The organism is Paenibacillus sp. p3-SID1389 (genome assembly GCF_025151705.1).
Taxonomy (GTDB): domain Bacteria; phylum Bacillota; class Bacilli; order Paenibacillales; family Paenibacillaceae; genus Fontibacillus; species Fontibacillus phoenicis.
Window position 1 is genome coordinate 18,189 of the sequence record NZ_JALXVO010000043.1, and the last position, 17,493, is coordinate 35,681.

The window sequence follows — 17,493 nt, forward strand, 5'->3', positions numbered from 1 at the left end:
ATGTCGACAAATCCCAACAACCAACCGTTCGATCAGGAGTTTTACGAGAAGCTTGAGAAGCTGCAGGCGCTGGACTTCGCGCTGGTAGAGCTGAATTTGTATCTGGATACGCATCCGGATGATCTTGCCGCGATCCAGCAATTTAATCAGCTGACCCAGGAGCGGACGCAGCACGCAAATCATTTTCAACAGTTGTATGGCCCGCTGCAAAACTTCGGGCGCGCGTATTCGAAATTCCCGTGGGAATGGTCGAAAAGCCCTTGGCCGTGGCAGGTTTAGCTTTCCTGCCTTCCATCCGTGACGGGAAGCTAAAGGAGGTTAAACAGGAATTATGTGGGTGTATGAGAAAAAGCTGCAATACCCGGTACGCGTCAGCAAATGCGATCCGCGGATGGCGAAACTGCTGATCGAGCAGTACGGCGGCGCTGATGGGGAGCTGGCAGCAGCGCTGCGTTATCTGAATCAGAGATATACGATTCCCGACAAGGTGATCGGGCTCCTGAACGACATTGGGACGGAGGAATTCGCCCATCTTGAAATGATCGCCACGATGGTCTACAAGCTGACCAAAGACGCGACGCCGGAGATGCTGAAGGCGGCCGGGATGGATCCGTATTATGTGAACCACGACAAGGCGCTCTTTTACGAGAACGCAGGCGGGGTGCCTTTTACGGCGACGTACATCCAGGCGAAAGGCGATCCGATCGCCGACCTGTACGAGGACATCGCAGCCGAGGAGAAGGCGCGGGCTACATATCAGTGGCTCATCGACATGACCGACGACGTGGATATCCAGGACAGCCTGAAGTTCCTGCGCGAACGCGAAATCGTGCACAGCTTGCGGTTCCGTGAAGCGGTAGAAATTCTGAAAGAGGATCGGGAGCATAAGAAATTCTTCTAATTTTTGAAATGAACTTATTTTATCGTTGAAGGGGATCTGATCATGGCCAAAAATAAACGTGGAAAATCGCTTTGGAACTTACCTTCGCGCGGTCGTGGAACGTGTCCAGTGTGCGGAAGCACGCGAATCAAGCTGCTGTATGTCATAAACACAAGTGCAGGGCAACAGCTGAAAGTCTGCAAGAATTGCTCGAACGCCTCGCAGGCAAGAATTGATGCAGCAGGCCAGCAGGCGGGTTGAGTTAAGGAGTCAGTAGGGTACGAGGTAACAGGAGAGAAACGGCGATTTTCCGCTTCTCTCCTGTTTTTACGTTATCGCATTCTTTCAGGGTCTATGATTCTTCTTCTAGCTAATGTCTGTTACTCCTTGCATCGTTTGAAGATATCCATAAAGAAGTAATACAGAATTCAGTGTAAATAGAACCCCGAGTATTAAAAATAAGTTTCGAAGTTTATGTCTATTTCTCATCAAATACATATTGCTGGTTTTTTGGCCCACAGCAGGGCTATAGATATTTTAAGCATTCCAAGCATAATAAGTCCACTCTAGGTTTTTAACTTTTTTGACCTTGAATCAATTTCCACATTTGATTTGGAAGCGAGTGTGAGAAATAAGGCCTTTTTTTACCGCTAAACAGCAACGCAACGGACTCCATACCTCGATAAGCTGGGGGAAACCCGCTGAATTTTATTTTTGATCTGAAAACCAATAATATAGAATAGAGATCTTTTTTATTCGACGAATTATACAAAGTGAGGTGATGATGAGAATGAATTTGCTGGAGAGATGGACGCGCGGAGCGAAATTTGTTTTGATTCTGCTGGCCATCGTGTATGTGTTCTCCTTAGTGAGGCCGTTTTTTCGCCCAATGGAGGCCGTCATCGGGGCCCTTTTGATTCCGCTCCTGCTGTCCGGTTTCTTTTACTATTTGCTCCGCCCTGTGGTCCAGTACATGGAAAAGCATAAGATTCGTCGGTCCTTGGCGATCCTTATCCTCTATGTCGTTATGGCGATCTTGGCCATGGCCTTTATCGCGGTGGTCTGGCCGATGTTGCAAGCCCAACTGATCAATTTAGTGCAAAACATCCCCCAATTTATAAGCTTGCTTGAAGAGCGACTAAAGGAATGGGGAGAATTGCCTTTCCTTGCGTCCATTTTTCCTTCCGATTCCGGATTAGCCGACAATTTCTCGGAATATTTAAGCCAGGGAATCTCCTTCTTGACGAATTACTTGAGCGGTTTCTTCTCTTTCTTGTCCCAGTTCGCGATCGTGATGTTTACGTTCCCGATCCTGCTCTACTACATGCTCAAGGAAGGGCATCGCTTCAAACGCAGCCTGGTCAAGCTCTCGCCCATCCGTTATCGGAAAGAAGTGTATCGCGCTACCATTGAAATGGACAAGGCGCTGAACGATTATATTATCGGCCGGGTGATCGTAAACGCAGCGTTGGGCGTACTGATGTTTATCGGCTTCCTGATCATCGGACTGCCGTATGCGCTGTTGTTGACGACGATTGCGGTTATTATGAATTTCATCCCTTTGTTTGGGGCGATTATCTCCGCCATTCCCATTGTCATTATCGGGCTCATCGAGTCTCCGTCTACCGGCATTTGGGCGTTGGTCATCATTTTGTTGGCGCAGCAGATTCAGGATAATGTGATCTCACCCTACGTGTTCGGAAAAAAGCTGGACATCCATCCGGTGACGACCATTTTGCTCGTTTTGGGAAGCGGCAATTGGTTTGGCATCATTGGGATGCTGATCGTCATCCCGGTGTATATGCTGTTAAAAATTGCCTGGAAGCGGATTTACAAGCTGTTCCTCCGGTCGCAATGGGAAACATTGTGAGGATTATGCTATAATTGGATTGTTCAGAAAGGAACAAGCAATCGAATACTAGGTAGCGAAAGGGTGCCGATAATGAAACGCAATACCATCTTGGCGGCGGCCGGGTTCATTGTGGTTGCCGCGTTGGGAAGTTATTTTCTTATCACGGGACAAGCCGATAAGCAAACGGAATCAAAAGCTCTAGACGCTCAGAGCATCAAGCAGATGGTTCATGACTACAGCGTGGGTAAACTCACCGCTAAGTCTGCTTCGATTACGTCCAGCCATTTGATCGTGGACGGGGATACGGCGGACTCGAAGACGTATGAACTGCCGAAGGACGAATTTTTCGTCTCGATCGCGCCTTACGAGAATCAGACACATCCTTGCGAGATTCATAGCTTGACCGGATGCCGCGGCGAGATGACGGAGCAAGAGTTTCAAGTCAACGTCACCGATGCGAATGGGAATACCGTGTTGGACCAAAAGATGACGTCCCAGGCGAACGGATTTATCGACTTGTGGCTGCCTCGCAATCAAACCTACCGGATTCAAGTCAGTCATGACGGTAAAACCGCCGAGTCGGAAATCTCCACATTTGATGGAGATCAAACCTGCATTACTTCGTTGCAGCTCAGCTAGTGCTAAACGTATAAAAATGACGGACCCTCATCAGAAGGGTCCTTTTTTTTGGATCGATAATTAGAACAAGAGGATTGCGCCGCCCAGCATCGGGGTGAGCACCATGCACGTTTTTAGCCAAGCCGCAGGCACGCGCTTCGTGAGCTTGGCTCCAATATACGCGCCGGTCATCGTGCCGATGACAACGGTGGCGAGCAATTGTACATCCAGGTACCCGATGGTAATGTAACCGGCCCCTCCGGCGAGGGCAATTGGCATAATGACCAGCATGGTTGTTCCGGCGGCGTATCGCATGGACATTCCAAGGAGCAGCATCAGCCCCAGTTGGATAAAGGGGGTCGACCCGATTCCGAACAGCCCCGATAAAGCGCCGGTAATGAAGCCAACGAGCGGTGCATTCACCCCAAAGCGCCAGCCTTTGCCGGATGAGGCGTCCATGATCTCGGGCGTCTTCGGCCGCCGGGAGACATAGGCCATTCGAAACCACAGGGCGAATCCGGAAGCGAACAGCATCCCGGAGGTCAAATATCCCAGCTGCTCTTCGGGGATCAGGGATGACCAGCCCGAGCTGATCCACGCTCCCGCTGCAACGGTTAAGCCGACGCCCCCCCGGGCCGCAGCTTCATATTCCCTTCCCGGTAATGGCTGATCGAACCGGAGAAAGGTTATCGCGGCGTTCGAGGAGAATTTTGCTACTGGTCCTTTTACGTTAGCTTACCGAATTTTGTTGGTGTTGTTCCTGGTTTTTCAACCTTGGCTTGGAGTTGACCATTTTGGGAACGAGATCGATCTCGCTTCTTTTTCATGCTCATTTTATCTTGCAGTACCCAGCTGATCGTGATGTACTTCCTAGACGAAGTGTGATGAAAATTATACAATACGGGAAGTTAACAACAAGCTGCGTGAACTTTCAAATGAGGTGAAATGATGCAACGAACACAGAAATGGAGCAAACGGGCCGTGATCTTAGGCTTGACGGCAATGCTGATGACCCTCCTCTCCGGCTGCGGGGGGAATGCAGGGAACAAGGAGAAACCAACGGCCGCGGAGCCGGCCTCGAATCAATATTATATTTTTGATACGGTGGTTAACATCAAATTGTATGATGACCCGAAGGCTGAGGAACATTTGGATCATATCGATACGATGCTAAAAACCTTGGATCAGGAGTTAAGCCGGACCTTGGAGACGAGCCAGCTCTACAAAGTAAATCAGGAAGCCGGCAAACAGGCGGTTGAAGTGTCGGAGGATACGATGAAGGTGCTGAAACGCTCGCTTGATTACGCCAAAGAGACGAACGGGCTGTTTGATCCGACGGTCGGCGGGCTGGTGGATCTTTGGGATATCGGCCATGAAGGAGCCCATGTTCCGGCTCCGGAGGATTTGCAGCGGGAACTTAGCCTGGTGGGGTATCAAGACGTAGTGGTCGACGAAGCCAAGCGCACCGTCTTTCTGAAACGGCCTGGGATGGTGCTGGATCTCGGCGGCATCGGCAAAGGGTATGCGGCGGACGAGGTTGCGGCCTATTTGCGGGCGGAAGGCGTCAAGAGCGCGCTTGTCGACCTCGGCGGCAGCAGCATCATCGTGATTGGAAACAAGCCTAATGGAGACAGCTGGAACGTCGGTCTACAAGATCCGGATAGCTCGCGGGGCACGACCATGGGAACGATCCGTTTAAGCGACCAAGTCATTGATACTTCCGGAATCTATGAACGTTACTTTATCGAGGACGATGTGATGTATCACCATATCCTGGATCCGAGAACCGGCGTGCCGGCGCAAAATAATCTAAAGAGCGTCACGATTCTGGCGGATAACGCAACGGACGCGGACGCGCTGTCGACCTTCGTTTATGTGATGGGCCTGGAGGAAGGGCTGCAATACATCGAGGACTTGAATGACGGGACGGAAGCGATGTTTATAACAAAAGACAACAAAATTTACGTCACGTCCGGTATCAAAAATTCGTTTAAGGTGACAGATCCGCAGTACACGCTGGTTGAATAATAGAAGGCTAAGGACGTTCAAGCGATTGGACGTCTTTCTTGTCTTATTTGCTTATCAGACGCTGTCTGAAGGATATTGGCATAGGGGTCTGGGAACGTCAGCACCTCAAACAGAACGTCTCTTAGTAGGAAAATTAAGATTTTCCACATCCCCCAAAAGACTAGAAGGATCACTACCCATTTCTTGATGGACTTCATACTAGGTATCTCCGATGATAAATTTCAGTGTGTTTGACGTTCTTTCTTCCTTTATACTAAAACGAAAGAGGCAAGGAGTTGGTTTCGATGAAATTGATGTTGATTTCGGATATCCACGGATCAAGCGCTTGGCTGGATCGGGCGATGGCCAAAGCGGCAGAGGAGCAGCCCGATCAAATGATCATGCTGGGGGATTTCCTGTATCATGGGCCGCGAAATCCGCTGCCTGACGGATACGATCCGAAGCAGGTCGCGGCAACGCTTAACGAGCATAAGCATAACCTGATCGCTGTTCGCGGGAACTGTGATGCGGAAGTGGATCAAATGCTGCTGGAATTTCCGATGATGGCGGATTATGCCATGCTCTACTTCGAAGGGCGCCGCATTTACGTCACGCATGGGCACGGATACAGCATCGAGCAGCTTCCGCCGCTAGCGCCGGGAGACGTGTTTATTCAAGGACATACGCATGTGCCGGTGGCCGACATCAAAGACGGCATTTATGTTCTGAACCCGGGGTCCATCGCCTTGCCGAAGGAGAATTTCCCTAATTCCTATGGCATTTTGAAGGCAGGGGCGTTTATCGTTAAGGATTTTGCCGGGGAGATCATCAAACGGATTGAGTTTGCTCCATGACAAACGAACGGGTCGAACAGCAGCTGCGCACCCTCCCGGCCGCGCCGGGGGTGTACTTGATGAAGGACGCGGCGGGAGGCGTCATTTATGTCGGCAAGTCGAAGAACTTGCAGCAAAGAGTGCGCTCTTATTTTCATGCCTCCCGTCACCGCTCCAAGAAGGTCGAGAGATTGGCGCATAACGTCAAGGATTTGGAGATCCTCAGGACCGACACCGAATTCGAAGCGCTGATGCTGGAGTGCCGGCTGATTCGAGAACTGAAGCCGATGTATAACAAAAAGATGAAGAGTCCGCACGGTTATGTCTATTTGGTGATCCGCGACACGGACGGGATTTGGGACCTGGAGGTCGTAGATGTGCCGGAGGCCCCGGGAATCCGCCAAGTTTACGGACCTTATTCGGCGAGCCGACATTCTGTGGAGGCGGCAGTCCGGAGCGTTCGCGAAGCCTTGCGTATCGCTTGCAGCCGTCCCCGTTCCGCTCCCACTGGAGTACCCTGTTTGAACCATTCGCTGGGCTTATGTCTCGGCGCATGTTTGGGCGGGGAGGCGGTTGAACTCAACAACCGCGTGATGAACCGCTTTGCTGCGCTGCTGGATGGCTCGGATTCCAGCCTCCGGGAAGAGTTGGAGGGACGAATGCGGGACTCTTCCGAACGGGTTGATTTTGAAGCCGCAGCCAAACTCAGGGATGCCCTTCATGCCATCGATCTGTTTGCGAGACAAGAGGAGATCGCCGGATTTGTTGAGCAGAACGGGAATTTCGTGGTCCTGGAACGTTGGAGTGAGCGGAAGGCCAAGTGGTTCATATTGCGGCGAAATACGATCCTGTATAGCCGGAAGGTTGAAATTTCAGAAGGAAGCTCCCGAGCCTCTCTGTCTCTGAAAATGGCGGAGAAGGCATTGGCCTGTCTAAGCCATAGCTCTCCTCCCCTGACGGGCAAACCTACCCGAGATGAAATAGATGAGGCTCGGATCATCTACCGTTATTTACAAAGCAGTGAGTGCTGCTTCGCGCGGATTCCACAGGCATGGATTGAAGCCGCAGATACGGCCCGGATCGCACATCTGCTAGAAGCGATCATCTGAAAGAATCGATGAAATGATCTTTCTATTGACGGCGCTTACAATAATAGTTTATGTTTAAAAAGGAAATATAAACCATTATTGTAATAAAGGAGGATTTGTGATGATCATGATCCGACCCAATGCTGTCCGTGACATCCAGAGAATACTCCGCACTTTCCTACTCTGTATGATTCTTGCTGCTTTGACCTTAAGTAACTCCATGTTTGTTCCTTCTGCCCAAGCCGCAGAGGGAGATTCCGGCATGAATGTGTCGAGAATTGAGCAAAGCGGTTTCCTGAAAGCCAACGGTACGGTGCTGCGTGACAACTACGGCACAGGCAATATCGTCAATCTGCGGGGGACCAACCTAGGCGGTTGGTTGTTGCAGGAGAGCTGGATGTCACCGCTTGGCGTGAAGGACGAATGGACGCTGCGTGAAACGTTGACGAGCCTGCATGGCGCGCAAACGGCGGAAAGCCTGATCAAAACGTATCAAGACGCTTGGCTGACTACGCGGGATTTGGACAATATCAAAAACATGGGGATGAATATGGTCCGCGTGCCTATTCTGTACCTGGAGCTGATGGACAAGTACGGCAATTGGAAGGCGGATCCGTGGAGCAAGCTGGATTGGCTCGTCCGCGAAGCGGGGAATCGGGGCATTTACGTTCTGCTGGATCTGCACGGTACGTTTGGGGCCCAGAACACCTTCGATAACTCGGGCGAGGTCAACTCGGATCCGCAGCTGTGGAAGAACCAGCAGTATCAGGATCGTACCGTCCGGTTGTGGGAAGGGATTGCAGCCCATTTTAAAGGCAATCCGACCGTGGCAGGTTACGATCTGTTAAATGAACCTGACCGGGTGAGCAAGGAGCAGTTGAACGCTTTTTATGACCGACTCTATAAGGCGATCCGCGCAATCGATCCCGATCATACGATCTTCATCGAAGCGGCCTGGAACTGGAACCAGCTCTATGACCCGGATACGTTTGGTTGGACTAACGTGGTGTACGAGATGCACTATTACGCGATGGCCGGCAACGAGGCTTCTGATTGGAATGTGCAGAACAATCTGGTGAACACCGCTTTGCAAGGACTGCGCGATCACCAAGCCCGGTGGAACGTGCCGGTGTATGTCGGAGAATTTTGCCTGTTTGATTTTACCGATCTGTGGGAGAAGTTCTTGGCTGGAATGAACGCCTCCAATATCTCTTGGACGAACTGGACGTATAAGGTCAGCTCGAACTACGGGAACTGGGGTTACTTCAACAACAACCCAAATCCGGTGCCAAACATCTTAAGCGACAGCCCGGCGACGATCGCCGCTAAATGGAGCAAATTTAATACTGAGAATTTTCGGCCAAACACCACACTGCAAAATTTGGTGAAAAAATATACGACCGGGTCAACCCCGCCTCCTACGCCTACCGGGTTCGTTTATTTGATTTCGGAAGCGAATAAGAAGATCGTCAGCGCGGAGAACGCCGGCAGCGCTCCGCTGGTCGCAAATCGCGATACAGCCCAGGATTGGGAGCTGTTCGAAATCATCAACAACAATGATGGAACGATTTCGTTGAAATCCAAAATCAATGGAAAATACGTCACCGCGGACTTGAACGACGGCGGCAAGCTGATTGCCCGCGGCGAGAGCATTCAACTATGGGAGAAGTTCCGGAAGGAACAGCTGGCCGACGGGACGATCGCCTTGTTCGCCTTGGCCAATGACAAGTACGTGACAGTGGAATTGAATAACGGAGCTGGACTGGTGGCTAACCGGGATCAGGTTGGGGGCGCTTGGGAAGCCTTTTGGCTGATTACCCAGTAATGGCAGCCGAAGCTCAGACAAAGGCAACGGGGAAGTGTATACGTCCCCGTTGTCTTTTTTAAGATATCAGAAAGTATAAACTTCGGGGCATTGGCATCCTGATATCGCAAGAAAAACTTCCGAACGGGATTTCATTGATAAAATTTGCTTAAATTGGGAATAACATATCCACACCCTTTGGTGAAAGGAGGAAATCCCTTGCAGATCAAGGAACGCCTTCATTCTTCAGTCGATGAGAACATCGCATTATTCAAACGGATATTTCCCGGCGATTCCACTATTAAATTCCGTAAATTTCAACATCGAGGTCAGTGGAAAAGTCGGTGATTGGGCCACCCTAGGGGTTTACCGAAACGTTGATTACCAATTTGTCGACCGCCCCGGTCATGGAATTGTTTGATTTCGCCGATACGGTGAATACACCTGGCATTAGCAGCATACTCCCGATGATTAGCCTGAAGGATCATCAGCGGTCGAAATCCGGGTCAATACGCACACCGTAATTGGGACTTTTGATTACGTATTTAGCCAACTCGTTGTACAACAACATTATGGAGATGTGGGATTTTGCAATGAAGACCTATGACTTCTACGCATTTCCATTTCAGGTTATTTTTCCAATCTTGTTGCTGCTGGGGGCCGAGATCAAGAGACGTTGGGGAACTCGGGCGAAATTGGGATCATGCTTCGGTTTACAAGGAATGCTGATTGACATATCATGAGGCTATATCATACATACGGAAGGAATGTGGAGATGGAGAGACAGGCTGTCAAGCTTTCTAGGCCGGAAGCGATGATCTTTGACATGGACGGGACGTTATTCAAAACAGAAACGCTGCTCATACCGGTTTTTCATAAGGTGTTTGACCAGTTGCGAAAAGAAGGGTTGTATGCCGGGGAGACGCCGCCGGAAGAATTGATCCTGAGCTGCTTGGGGATGCTGCTGCCGGACATCTGGCGCCGGGTGATTCCGAACCATAGCGAGACGGTGCATCGCCGGGCCGATGAACTGCTGCTGGAATATGAGCTGGAAGGGCTGCAGCAGCTGGCTACCGAGTTGTATCCGCAAGTGCCGGAAACGTTGCAGGAGCTCAAAGCACGGGGCGTACGGCTGTTTGTTGCCAGCAACGGGCTAGAGCATTATGTCAAAGGAGTGGCCGAGGCGCATGGAATTGCTCCGCTGTTTGAAGGGCTCTTTAGCGCAGGGGAGTTTCAAACGGCGACCAAAGTCGATCTCGTCAAGTTGCTCCTAGATCGGCATGGCATCACCCGCGCGTGGATGATTGGGGACCGCTCCTCGGATGTTGAAGCGGGCAAACGGAACGGGCTAGCTGTGATCGGCTGCGCCTATGCCGGCTTCGGGGATGACCGGGAGCTGGCCGGCTCCGACGTGCGGATTCGCAACTTCGATGAACTGATCTCCTTGTATGATCAGGCGGCGGAGGAAGCGTAATAGGCAAATAACAAGCAGTAAGCCGCTTCCCTCCTAATTGGAGGGGGAAGCGGCTTTTTGCTTATGCAGCCATAACGCGTATTCCAGCGGCCTAATGATCGCTGCGCGGTACGCTTGGGAGTCGCCCGATTGATGGAACACTTCGCGGGCAGGTTTGGGGTTCACCTCAAGCAGGTAGATCTGGCCATGGCGGTTGATCGCCAAATCTAGTGCCAGCTCGCACAAGGCCCCAAACGTCTCCTCGAGGTAGGCTGCGACCTCCAGACTGAGCTTCTCCGCCGCCCGGCGCACCTCCTGCTGCCGCTCCTCGCTTGGGATCCACTGCTTCAGCAGCGTATTCATCGCCACGGCATGACCGCCGCCGTGGAGATTGGAGGTGACGCTGCGGGGAGGACCCACCCTTCCGGCGCAGCCGGTCACTTCCCATTGGCCTTGACCGTTCTTCTGCACCAGCATCCGGTAGTCGTGAACGCGGCCGCTGGGCAGCTTGATCTGGATGCCCTGCTGGGCGATGAAGCGTCCGCTTCCTTTCCAGCCCAGCAGGAACGTGCCCAGCCGGGATTTGTGGATTTTCTGGGGAGCGATGATATTGCGGTTCTGTCTCCGTCCCTGGATCAGGAAGAGATTGCTGTCCAGGCGTTCTACCCGCAGGATGCCGCGGCCTCCCGTGCCGTTAATCGGTTTGACGTAGACGGCGGAATACTTTTTGAGCAGGTTAAACACATCGCTGCTGCTTTGAAATAACACCGTCTCCGGCAGGTTGGACCGGAATCGGCTTTTGCGGGACAAGGTTTGATATATCGTCCACTTATTGCGCAGCGGCCGGTTGAGGAAGGTCAGATGACGGTAACGCGCCCGAAACTTCAGCAGCTGCTCGAACCGCTTGCTGCGCTGGATCCGGCAGCGGTCAAAGATCAGGTCTGGGAAGCTGCGCCATTTGCGGAACCATTTCTTGCCCTTTGGATCGTACTCGAGGGCAAGGATCTGCTTTTTCTGGTCAATCACGTCCATTGGGGTGAACACGAATATGTCCAGGCCCATTTTTTTTCCCTCAGTGATCATGCGCTGGTAGATATGGCGTTCCTCCAGCAGCTTCTTATCATTGAGGTACAAGGTCAGGATGCCCAGGACGGGTTGTGACAATAATATCACCTTCTTTGCTGGTATGGGAGACCGACGTTGCAGGCGTTGGGGAAACGGGCCGGGTCTCCAGCAGAAGCAGCGGTTTCCCGTTCGGATCCCGGGTCAGGCCCGAAGCGTACATCCCTGCACGAAAGCACATGCGCAAGCTCTGAATCTGACTCAACGCCACCCGGAAGCTAAGCTGCCCCAGCCGAGTCAGCTGGGCTTGGAGCAGCCCCGCGCCGATCCCGCGGCCGCGGTACAGCGGATGGACGACGACGACGCATAGCTTGCGGCCGTAATCCATGACGCAAGAGGCGCCGGCCAGCCGCTCCCCGTCCTCCGCTCGGATGCGGGCAACGAGCAAGGAGCAGCCAGGCCGCTTCAAGTCGCTTGGCGTCAGCCGGAGCAGATTCCGGAGGACGGTGGGCGGAACGCGGCCGGAGTTATATTTTCGGATGAAAGCTAATATTTCACTGTGCTGCGGCTCCCAAGGAGCTCCATCCTCCAAGGTCACGGCTCGAATCTCCATCACGACCGTCCTCCTTTCGTGTTGGTCGTAGTTCGTTTCACGGTTTGTGTTTCGGCTGCCGGTATAAATACTGGCTGTATTGAAAAATCCGCTCCAGCGATTTCTTGCGAATATGCGGCTCATCGAACTTCATCGGCTTGGCGTTCGCTTCGAAAAACCACAGGCGTCCGTCGGTGTCCACCCCAAGATCCATGGACATCTCCCCAAGCAGGAAGCCCGATTCCTTCTCGATTTGCTTGGCGATCAAGAGGGCGCTGGACTTAATCCGGCTGAGGAGCAGTGTCGTCATATCGGACCCGAAGGCGGGGAGAAGCATCTTCTCCGGGTCTTCAATGCTGCCGCCTTGCGGAACATGGGTTGTAATCCGTTTCGGTCCGGCCAGACGGGCGCCGATCCCGGTCACCATCCAAATGCCTTTGCCGTTCTTTTGCACGAGCACGCGCATGTCGAAGTGGCGTCCACGATAGGAGGTCAGCTCGATGCCCTCCTGCATGATGTAGGGCGTCATCCCGGCTTCTCTTTTGATTCTCCTCCACAACAAGGGCAGCTTGGCGGTTCGATAAATGATGTTTCGGCGCTTCTTCCCTTGGATTGTCAGCCGGTAAGGTCTCGGATGATCCACGTCCAGTCGCAGCAGCATGATCCCTTTTCCGGCTTTTCCGCCCTCAGGCTTAAGGTACAGGGAGCCGTATTTCTCCAGCATCGCGGTCAGCGTTTTGGGTCCTAGCATTTTTTTCGTGTCCGGCACAAGCGTTTTGGTCGCCCGGCCTTTCTTCAGCCATTCAAATAGTCGCCGTTTATTGAAGAAAAAAGGATTAAACAGATGAATCGATTCATGCTGGATCACCTCATCGATTTTGCGGCGCACCTCCGGCTTCTTCTCATCCTCCCGGAGGGGGATGCGGTTGTAGATGACGTCGGGCAAGGGGAACCAATGCTTCTTCCACGTCTTCTCCTCCGGGTGGAACAAATATCCTTGGACGCGTTTGGCGCTAAGCTTCAAGTCTTTGGCTGTTAAGACATATACGGGACAATCCAGCTCTTGCCCGGTTTTGACGAGGTCTCTGAAGTTGCTGCGGTTACCGCGGAATAGCCGGACGTTATCATCCACGGTCAGCACGGCGACGACGGGCTTCTTCTCGTTCAATACTGGATTGTTCATGAGCCATCTCTCCTCCGGAATTTGCTCAAGTAGAGGCAATGATCCAGGATGTGGTCTACTGACGCCTTCCCTTCTGCCCGAAGTGAAGGGTGTTTAAAGATCGAACGGCCTGGCTTGGCGTTCGCTTCGAACATCCAAATTTTCTCTTCCCGGTCGATCCCGATATCAAATCCGATCTCGCCGATCAAATGCTGCTGATGGGATTCAATCGCTTCGGCCAAGGTGATCGCAACGGCTTTCGCGTTCCGCAGTACCTCTTCAGCACGCGAGCCAAATGCGCGGGTGAGCGCCTGCTCCGGAGTGAGCAGGGAGCCGCCGTTCTTCAAGTGCGTGGTTACGCTGCCTTTGCCGGCTTTTTTCGCGCCGATGCCAACGACAACCCATTGGTTCTTCCCGTTCTTGTGCATGTGAAACCGGAAATCGATCGGGCAGTTGTCGATTTCGATGAGACGAATCCCCTGCTGGGCCACGTATCCGCGGAGCGCCCGGCCGTGTCTGGCTTGCAGCGTGCGCATTAGGCTGTTGAAGGAAGAGAAGCGCAGCAGGGCGTTCCGGCCATTTTTCCGATACCTGGCATAATAACCGCTTCTCGGGATGTAGGACAGGCGATATATCCCGTTGCCCAGACTGCCGCTGTTCGGCTTGTAATAAACCAGGGAATGCCGGTCCAGCATCTCCTTAATTTGCTCCGGCGTCGGACTCATAATCGATTCGGGCACGTAGCGTCCCACCGTCGGGTCTTTCTCCAGCAGGCGGTAAATATCGGATTTATTAAAAAAACTCCAGTTAAAGAAAGGAATCCTCCGGCGGACGAACCGGTCCCGAAGCTGACTGATCGTGTTGGTCGTTTCGGCTCGGCGGCTGGGGAGGCGGTTATATACCACGTCAGGCAGCGGCACCCGCTTCCGCACGAACCGCCCCGCTTCGTTCAGAAAATAGCCGTTCACCGTTTCGTCTTCCCAATGGATATCCCGCGGGGTGAACGCGAAGATATAGGAAATCCGGCTTCCCTGCCGAAGGAGTTGCTTGATGAATGCGGTGCGCGAGCCAAATGGGTTGGTTGGTGAGGATGTGGGTCCGTCGGACAGCACGCCGATGAGCGGGCCGATCTGCACTTCTCCCTCTTGCTGGCTGCGGAGGTAGACGCCGCCGGGCTTGGGGATTTTAATGCCTCTGCGAACGCCGCTGGCAAGGTACAGATGATTTCCCGCTTTATTAATCCGTTTGATGGCGGCGGGGACCCGTTCCCCCCCGAGTCTCAGGTGAACCGACTTTCTTCCGGATAGCTTCAGATTCTTCATAAGAGCCCCTGACACGTAAACCACCCGGTCGGGGGCTTGCGTGAAATGGACGTTGCAAAAAGTCAAACTCATGGATTTTATCCTCCTAAAAGTGATCAGGGTTTGCTCAGCAGTAAATAGCGGGCATAGCCTATCGGATTTTCCAGCGACCTTCTGGCGGTTTCCGGATCGCCGATCCGAAAGAACGAGGAGCGTCCCGGTTTGGAGTTGACCTCCAGCACCCATACGCGGCCTTGGCGGTCAACGCCGAAATCCAGGCCCAGCTCTGCCAGCCTGCCGAAACGGGTTTCCAGATAGGCCGGAATCAAGAGTGACAGTTTGCGGATTGCGGCTTCAGCGGCTTTGCCCTCAGACTCTCCGAGTTCGCGGATGAGAAAAGGCAGTGCCCGATGGGCGGTACCGCCTCCATGCAAGTTGGAGGTGAGTGAATCTTTACGGCCCGCGCGGACCGCCATCCCCGTCAAGCTCCACTCGCCTTTGGCGTCTTTCTGCATGAGGACGCGGACATCAAAGGGTTCACCGTCTGAGCTGTTCAACTGTAAATAGGGCTGAACCAAGAACGGTTGTTTCCCGGTAAAGCGGTCAATCCAATCCAGCCCTGCTTGCTTGGTGGAAAAGCGACGCCGAAAGATCGTATTCCGCCCGCTGCGACCGACAACCCTGACTTCATCACGCGGCAGATGCCATTTGACGTACAGCGTCCGTTTGCCGTGCGTGCCGTTCCGCGGCTTCAGGAAGGCTTCCCCGTCATGGGCCTGCAGCCATTGGTCCAGCTGAGCCCGCCCTTGGTACAGCGCCGTTTCTGGTAAATGTTCGGCAACCACCGGGCATTCCAGCAGCGCTTGGTATACCGCCCATTTTCCCGCAAGGCCCCGGGCCAAATAAACGAAGGGATGCTCATTCGCCAGCCGTTCGAGCAAACGGTGCTTGCGCAGCTGCTGCTTGCGGTCATGGATCAGGCAGCGGTCGTAAATGATGTCCGGCCGGGGGCACCATTTGCGAATCCAGGTTCCGTGTTCAAAGGTGTAGGCGGGAATGCCGGCAGCGTTCCCCAAAGCGATCCAGCTGAGGCAGAAGACGTACACGTGAAGCCCATGCCTTGCGCCGATGCGGCATAATCTGCGGCAGAACGCAACTTCCGCGAAGGGGAGCGGACCGCTGCTTTCGGAGACCAGGATGCCAACGTTCCCTTGTGATGTTTTGTACATGGCTGATTCCCTCCTTCCAAGAGGCCCTCCAAGGGCAACCTCTAAAAGCCGGACAAATAGCGGGTATATTCGATCATTTGCTTGACCGAAGGGCGGATTTTGTCTTCGCCGATCGGAGTATTATCGTTCTTGGACGGCTTGGAGTTGACCTCCAGCAACCACACCCGGCCGCTCGTTTCCACCGCCAAATCAATCCCGAACTCCCCGAAGTGGGCCGGGATTTGCGCATCGACACTCTGGGCGACGTCCAGCGCCACCTTCTTCAGCTTTAAGGCGAGTTTGCTTTTGATTCCAGCCGGCAGCGAGCTGCGGGCAATCGCGTCCTTCACCTTACTCAGCGTGCCGCCGCGAGCCAGATTGGACACAAAATGATGGTTCCCGGCGATCCGGGCCACGATGGAAGTCGTATTCCATTTGCCGTACAGGTTCTTCTGGACCAACGCCCGAAAATCAACCGGCCTATGATCCACCTCGATCAAGTGAAGCCCCTGCTGGATTTGGTAGCGAGTCGTTTTCATTTTGCCGGATAACGCGGTGAACAGCTTAGCGAGGCTCGGATATACTTGGCGCTGTGCGCCACCAACCTGGGTCGATAAGGTCTGGAAGGCGCCGCCTTCAAGCCGCGAGATACGGATGATGCCTTTGCCCAAGCTTCCCTTGATTGGTTTCAGGAAGACGACGGGATATTTGCTGCACATCGCTTTCAACATCGCGTAATTGCGAAACAGATGCGATTCCGGCAAATAACGCTGCACGGAGGCATCTCGGCTAAGCGCGTCGAACACTTCGGTTTTGTCGAGATATTTCTCGTTGAAAAAATGGCTCCCGTAGCGGGATTTTACTTCTTTCATAAAATGCTGTACGCTAGGTTTGTTCTCCAATTTCCGCGAATTCAGCCGGTTGTAGAATACATCTGCGGCGGGCAGCTGGGTTTGCTTCCACCCGTTGCCATAGACCCAGCCCGAGATCTGGCTTGTGCTGGTGCCGATATGATTGGGGGTAAAGAAATAGACGAATACCCCTTGGCGCGAGCAGGCGTTCACGAGCTCTTTGCAGAACTTGGTCATTTGGCCAAACGGCCGTTCCGGATTACCGGGGAAATCCTGACTGAGCAGAACTCCTAACAGCGGACCCAGTTGAAGGGTCGAGGAATGCGGCCGATAGATGAGTCGCAGCGGCGACCGCGGTTGGATTCCCATTTTTCTAGCCAGACCCGAGCTCATGCGAACTCCGTCGGATCTGGATAAGGGAATGACCTTCACGCGGTGCCGAAATGATCCGAAGGTGAGTAGAAGCGGAAGATGCGTTGGGATTTTCCACTGTTTGATCAGCATGTCTCCGAGCACGAGAAAGTCGTCTTCAAGAATGCCCGGACTCATGATTTGTACCGTAATTTTTTTGGAGGGCATGAATGCGGATCTCCTTCCAAGCTAAGCTAGAGTCTTGGATGCAAGTAAAGATCATCTGCGTAAAATGCATGTAATGCATCATATGAGGACATAGAATCCTTGGTGATTAACCTATGCCCGTTTTCGGCGGCTTCCGGGCGAAGGAATAAAGCGATTTACTCCTTGCCAGGCGCGGGCCGAAGACGGATATCGCGGAAGATAGT

The 17,493-nt window shown here is 53.0% G+C and carries 18 protein-coding genes; 11 read left to right on the forward strand and 7 right to left on the reverse strand.

Annotated elements, in window-relative coordinates:
• From M3G15_RS16315 to M3G15_RS16335, 5 genes are all read left to right on the forward strand, one after another.
• Nucleotides 1-279, forward strand: a complete 279-nt coding sequence (locus M3G15_RS16315) for a spore coat protein CotJB (RefSeq protein ID WP_009227054.1) — start codon at nucleotides 1-3, stop codon at nucleotides 277-279.
• 52 nt (nucleotides 280-331) lie between these two features.
• Entirely contained in the window at nucleotides 332-901 is a 570-nt protein-coding gene (locus tag M3G15_RS16320) for a manganese catalase family protein (protein ID WP_009227053.1), read from the forward strand.
• 42 nt (nucleotides 902-943) lie between these two features.
• Nucleotides 944-1,141 carry a hypothetical protein gene (locus M3G15_RS16325; RefSeq protein ID WP_083791541.1) on the forward strand — a complete coding sequence of 66 codons (198 nt, stop codon included), beginning with the start codon at nucleotides 944-946 and terminating at the stop codon, nucleotides 1,139-1,141.
• 520 nt (nucleotides 1,142-1,661) lie between these two features.
• On the forward strand, nucleotides 1,662-2,750 hold the full coding sequence (locus M3G15_RS16330; RefSeq protein WP_009227052.1) for an AI-2E family transporter: 1,089 nt from the start codon (nucleotides 1,662-1,664) through the stop codon (nucleotides 2,748-2,750).
• 72 nt (nucleotides 2,751-2,822) lie between these two features.
• Complete coding sequence (locus M3G15_RS16335) at nucleotides 2,823-3,371, forward strand: CueP family metal-binding protein (RefSeq protein ID WP_009227051.1); 549 nt, start codon at nucleotides 2,823-2,825, stop codon at nucleotides 3,369-3,371.
• A gap of 60 nt (nucleotides 3,372-3,431) precedes the next feature.
• Here M3G15_RS16335 and M3G15_RS16340 read toward each other — a convergent pair whose 3' ends face one another.
• Nucleotides 3,432-4,040, reverse strand: coding sequence for a sulfite exporter TauE/SafE family protein (locus tag M3G15_RS16340; RefSeq protein WP_311202291.1), 609 nt, complete (start codon nucleotides 4,038-4,040; stop codon nucleotides 3,432-3,434).
• A 258-nt stretch (nucleotides 4,041-4,298) separates the two neighbouring features.
• On the opposite strand from M3G15_RS16340, the gene M3G15_RS16345 reads away from it, so the two are divergent.
• The 6 genes from M3G15_RS16345 (at nucleotide 4,299) to M3G15_RS16370 (ending at nucleotide 10,556) form a co-directional block, all read left to right on the forward strand.
• The gene (locus tag M3G15_RS16345) at nucleotides 4,299-5,378 is read left to right on the forward strand and encodes an FAD:protein FMN transferase (protein WP_260071502.1); all 1,080 of its coding nucleotides are present in this window, start codon (nucleotides 4,299-4,301) and stop codon (nucleotides 5,376-5,378) included.
• Nucleotides 5,379-5,662: 284 nt separating this feature from the next.
• Nucleotides 5,663-6,211: a phosphodiesterase gene (gene yfcE, locus M3G15_RS16350; RefSeq protein ID WP_260071503.1), complete on the forward strand. Its 549-nt coding sequence runs from the start codon at nucleotides 5,663-5,665 to the stop codon at nucleotides 6,209-6,211.
• Complete coding sequence (locus M3G15_RS16355) at nucleotides 6,208-7,299, forward strand: GIY-YIG nuclease family protein (protein WP_260071504.1); 1,092 nt, start codon at nucleotides 6,208-6,210, stop codon at nucleotides 7,297-7,299. Before yfcE ends, M3G15_RS16355 begins: the two co-directional genes overlap by 4 nt.
• A 241-nt stretch (nucleotides 7,300-7,540) precedes the next feature.
• Nucleotides 7,541-9,103, forward strand: a complete 1,563-nt coding sequence (locus tag M3G15_RS16360; protein ID WP_260071505.1) for a cellulase family glycosylhydrolase — start codon at nucleotides 7,541-7,543, stop codon at nucleotides 9,101-9,103.
• A gap of 356 nt (nucleotides 9,104-9,459) precedes the next feature.
• Complete coding sequence (locus M3G15_RS16365) at nucleotides 9,460-9,606, forward strand: hypothetical protein (protein WP_009227045.1); 147 nt, start codon at nucleotides 9,460-9,462, stop codon at nucleotides 9,604-9,606.
• A 251-nt stretch (nucleotides 9,607-9,857) separates the two neighbouring features.
• Complete coding sequence (locus M3G15_RS16370) at nucleotides 9,858-10,556, forward strand: HAD family hydrolase (protein ID WP_260071506.1); 699 nt, start codon at nucleotides 9,858-9,860, stop codon at nucleotides 10,554-10,556.
• 33 nt (nucleotides 10,557-10,589) lie between these two features.
• Here M3G15_RS16370 and M3G15_RS16375 read toward each other — a convergent pair whose 3' ends face one another.
• The 6 genes from M3G15_RS16375 to M3G15_RS16400 are packed head-to-tail and all read right to left on the reverse strand — an operon-like array spanning nucleotide 10,590 to nucleotide 17,290.
• Nucleotides 10,590-11,699 carry a YheC/YheD family endospore coat-associated protein gene (locus M3G15_RS16375; protein ID WP_036646668.1) on the reverse strand — a complete coding sequence of 370 codons (1,110 nt, stop codon included), beginning with the start codon at nucleotides 11,697-11,699 and terminating at the stop codon, nucleotides 10,590-10,592.
• Nucleotides 11,656-12,210, reverse strand: coding sequence for a GNAT family N-acetyltransferase (locus M3G15_RS16380; RefSeq protein ID WP_009227041.1), 555 nt, complete (start codon nucleotides 12,208-12,210; stop codon nucleotides 11,656-11,658). The genes M3G15_RS16375 and M3G15_RS16380 overlap by 44 nt, the downstream gene beginning before the upstream one ends.
• Before the next feature lie 37 nt (nucleotides 12,211-12,247).
• Nucleotides 12,248-13,372: a YheC/YheD family endospore coat-associated protein gene (locus M3G15_RS16385; protein ID WP_009227040.1), complete on the reverse strand. Its 1,125-nt coding sequence runs from the start codon at nucleotides 13,370-13,372 to the stop codon at nucleotides 12,248-12,250.
• Nucleotides 13,369-14,745, reverse strand: coding sequence for a YheC/YheD family endospore coat-associated protein (locus M3G15_RS16390; RefSeq protein ID WP_260071507.1), 1,377 nt, complete (start codon nucleotides 14,743-14,745; stop codon nucleotides 13,369-13,371). Before M3G15_RS16390 ends, M3G15_RS16385 begins: the two co-directional genes overlap by 4 nt.
• A 23-nt stretch (nucleotides 14,746-14,768) precedes the next feature.
• Entirely contained in the window at nucleotides 14,769-15,881 is a 1,113-nt protein-coding gene (locus M3G15_RS16395; protein WP_260071508.1) for a YheC/YheD family endospore coat-associated protein, read from the reverse strand.
• 41 nt (nucleotides 15,882-15,922) lie between these two features.
• Nucleotides 15,923-17,290 (reverse strand): YheC/YheD family endospore coat-associated protein, encoded by a 1,368-nt coding sequence (locus tag M3G15_RS16400; protein WP_260071509.1) that lies wholly within the window; start codon nucleotides 17,288-17,290, stop codon nucleotides 15,923-15,925.
• Nucleotides 17,291-17,493: the final 203 nt, after the last annotated feature.

Bases quoted from the DNA above. Each gene is read 5' to 3' on its own strand.
- M3G15_RS16370 (WP_260071506.1), top strand. From the start codon at position 9,858: ATGGAGAGACAGGCTGTCAAGCTTTCTAGGCCGGAAGCGATGATCTTT.
- M3G15_RS16360 (WP_260071505.1), top strand. From the start codon at position 7,541: ATGAATGTGTCGAGAATTGAGCAAAGCGGTTTCCTGAAAGCCAACGGT.
- M3G15_RS16330 (WP_009227052.1), top strand. From the start codon at position 1,662: ATGATGAGAATGAATTTGCTGGAGAGATGGACGCGCGGAGCGAAATTT.
- M3G15_RS16400 (WP_260071509.1), bottom strand. From the start codon at position 17,290: ATGCCCTCCAAAAAAATTACGGTACAAATCATGAGTCCGGGCATTCTT.
- M3G15_RS16345 (WP_260071502.1), top strand. From the start codon at position 4,299: ATGCAACGAACACAGAAATGGAGCAAACGGGCCGTGATCTTAGGCTTG.
- M3G15_RS16320 (WP_009227053.1), top strand. From the start codon at position 332: ATGTGGGTGTATGAGAAAAAGCTGCAATACCCGGTACGCGTCAGCAAA.
- M3G15_RS16325 (WP_083791541.1), top strand. From the start codon at position 944: ATGGCCAAAAATAAACGTGGAAAATCGCTTTGGAACTTACCTTCGCGC.
- M3G15_RS16315 (WP_009227054.1), top strand. From the start codon at position 1: ATGTCGACAAATCCCAACAACCAACCGTTCGATCAGGAGTTTTACGAG.
- M3G15_RS16390 (WP_260071507.1), bottom strand. From the start codon at position 14,745: ATGAGTTTGACTTTTTGCAACGTCCATTTCACGCAAGCCCCCGACCGG.
- M3G15_RS16380 (WP_009227041.1), bottom strand. From the start codon at position 12,210: ATGGAGATTCGAGCCGTGACCTTGGAGGATGGAGCTCCTTGGGAGCCG.
- yfcE (WP_260071503.1), top strand. From the start codon at position 5,663: ATGAAATTGATGTTGATTTCGGATATCCACGGATCAAGCGCTTGGCTG.
- M3G15_RS16395 (WP_260071508.1), bottom strand. From the start codon at position 15,881: ATGTACAAAACATCACAAGGGAACGTTGGCATCCTGGTCTCCGAAAGC.
- M3G15_RS16385 (WP_009227040.1), bottom strand. From the start codon at position 13,372: ATGAACAATCCAGTATTGAACGAGAAGAAGCCCGTCGTCGCCGTGCTG.
- M3G15_RS16335 (WP_009227051.1), top strand. From the start codon at position 2,823: ATGAAACGCAATACCATCTTGGCGGCGGCCGGGTTCATTGTGGTTGCC.
- M3G15_RS16355 (WP_260071504.1), top strand. From the start codon at position 6,208: ATGACAAACGAACGGGTCGAACAGCAGCTGCGCACCCTCCCGGCCGCG.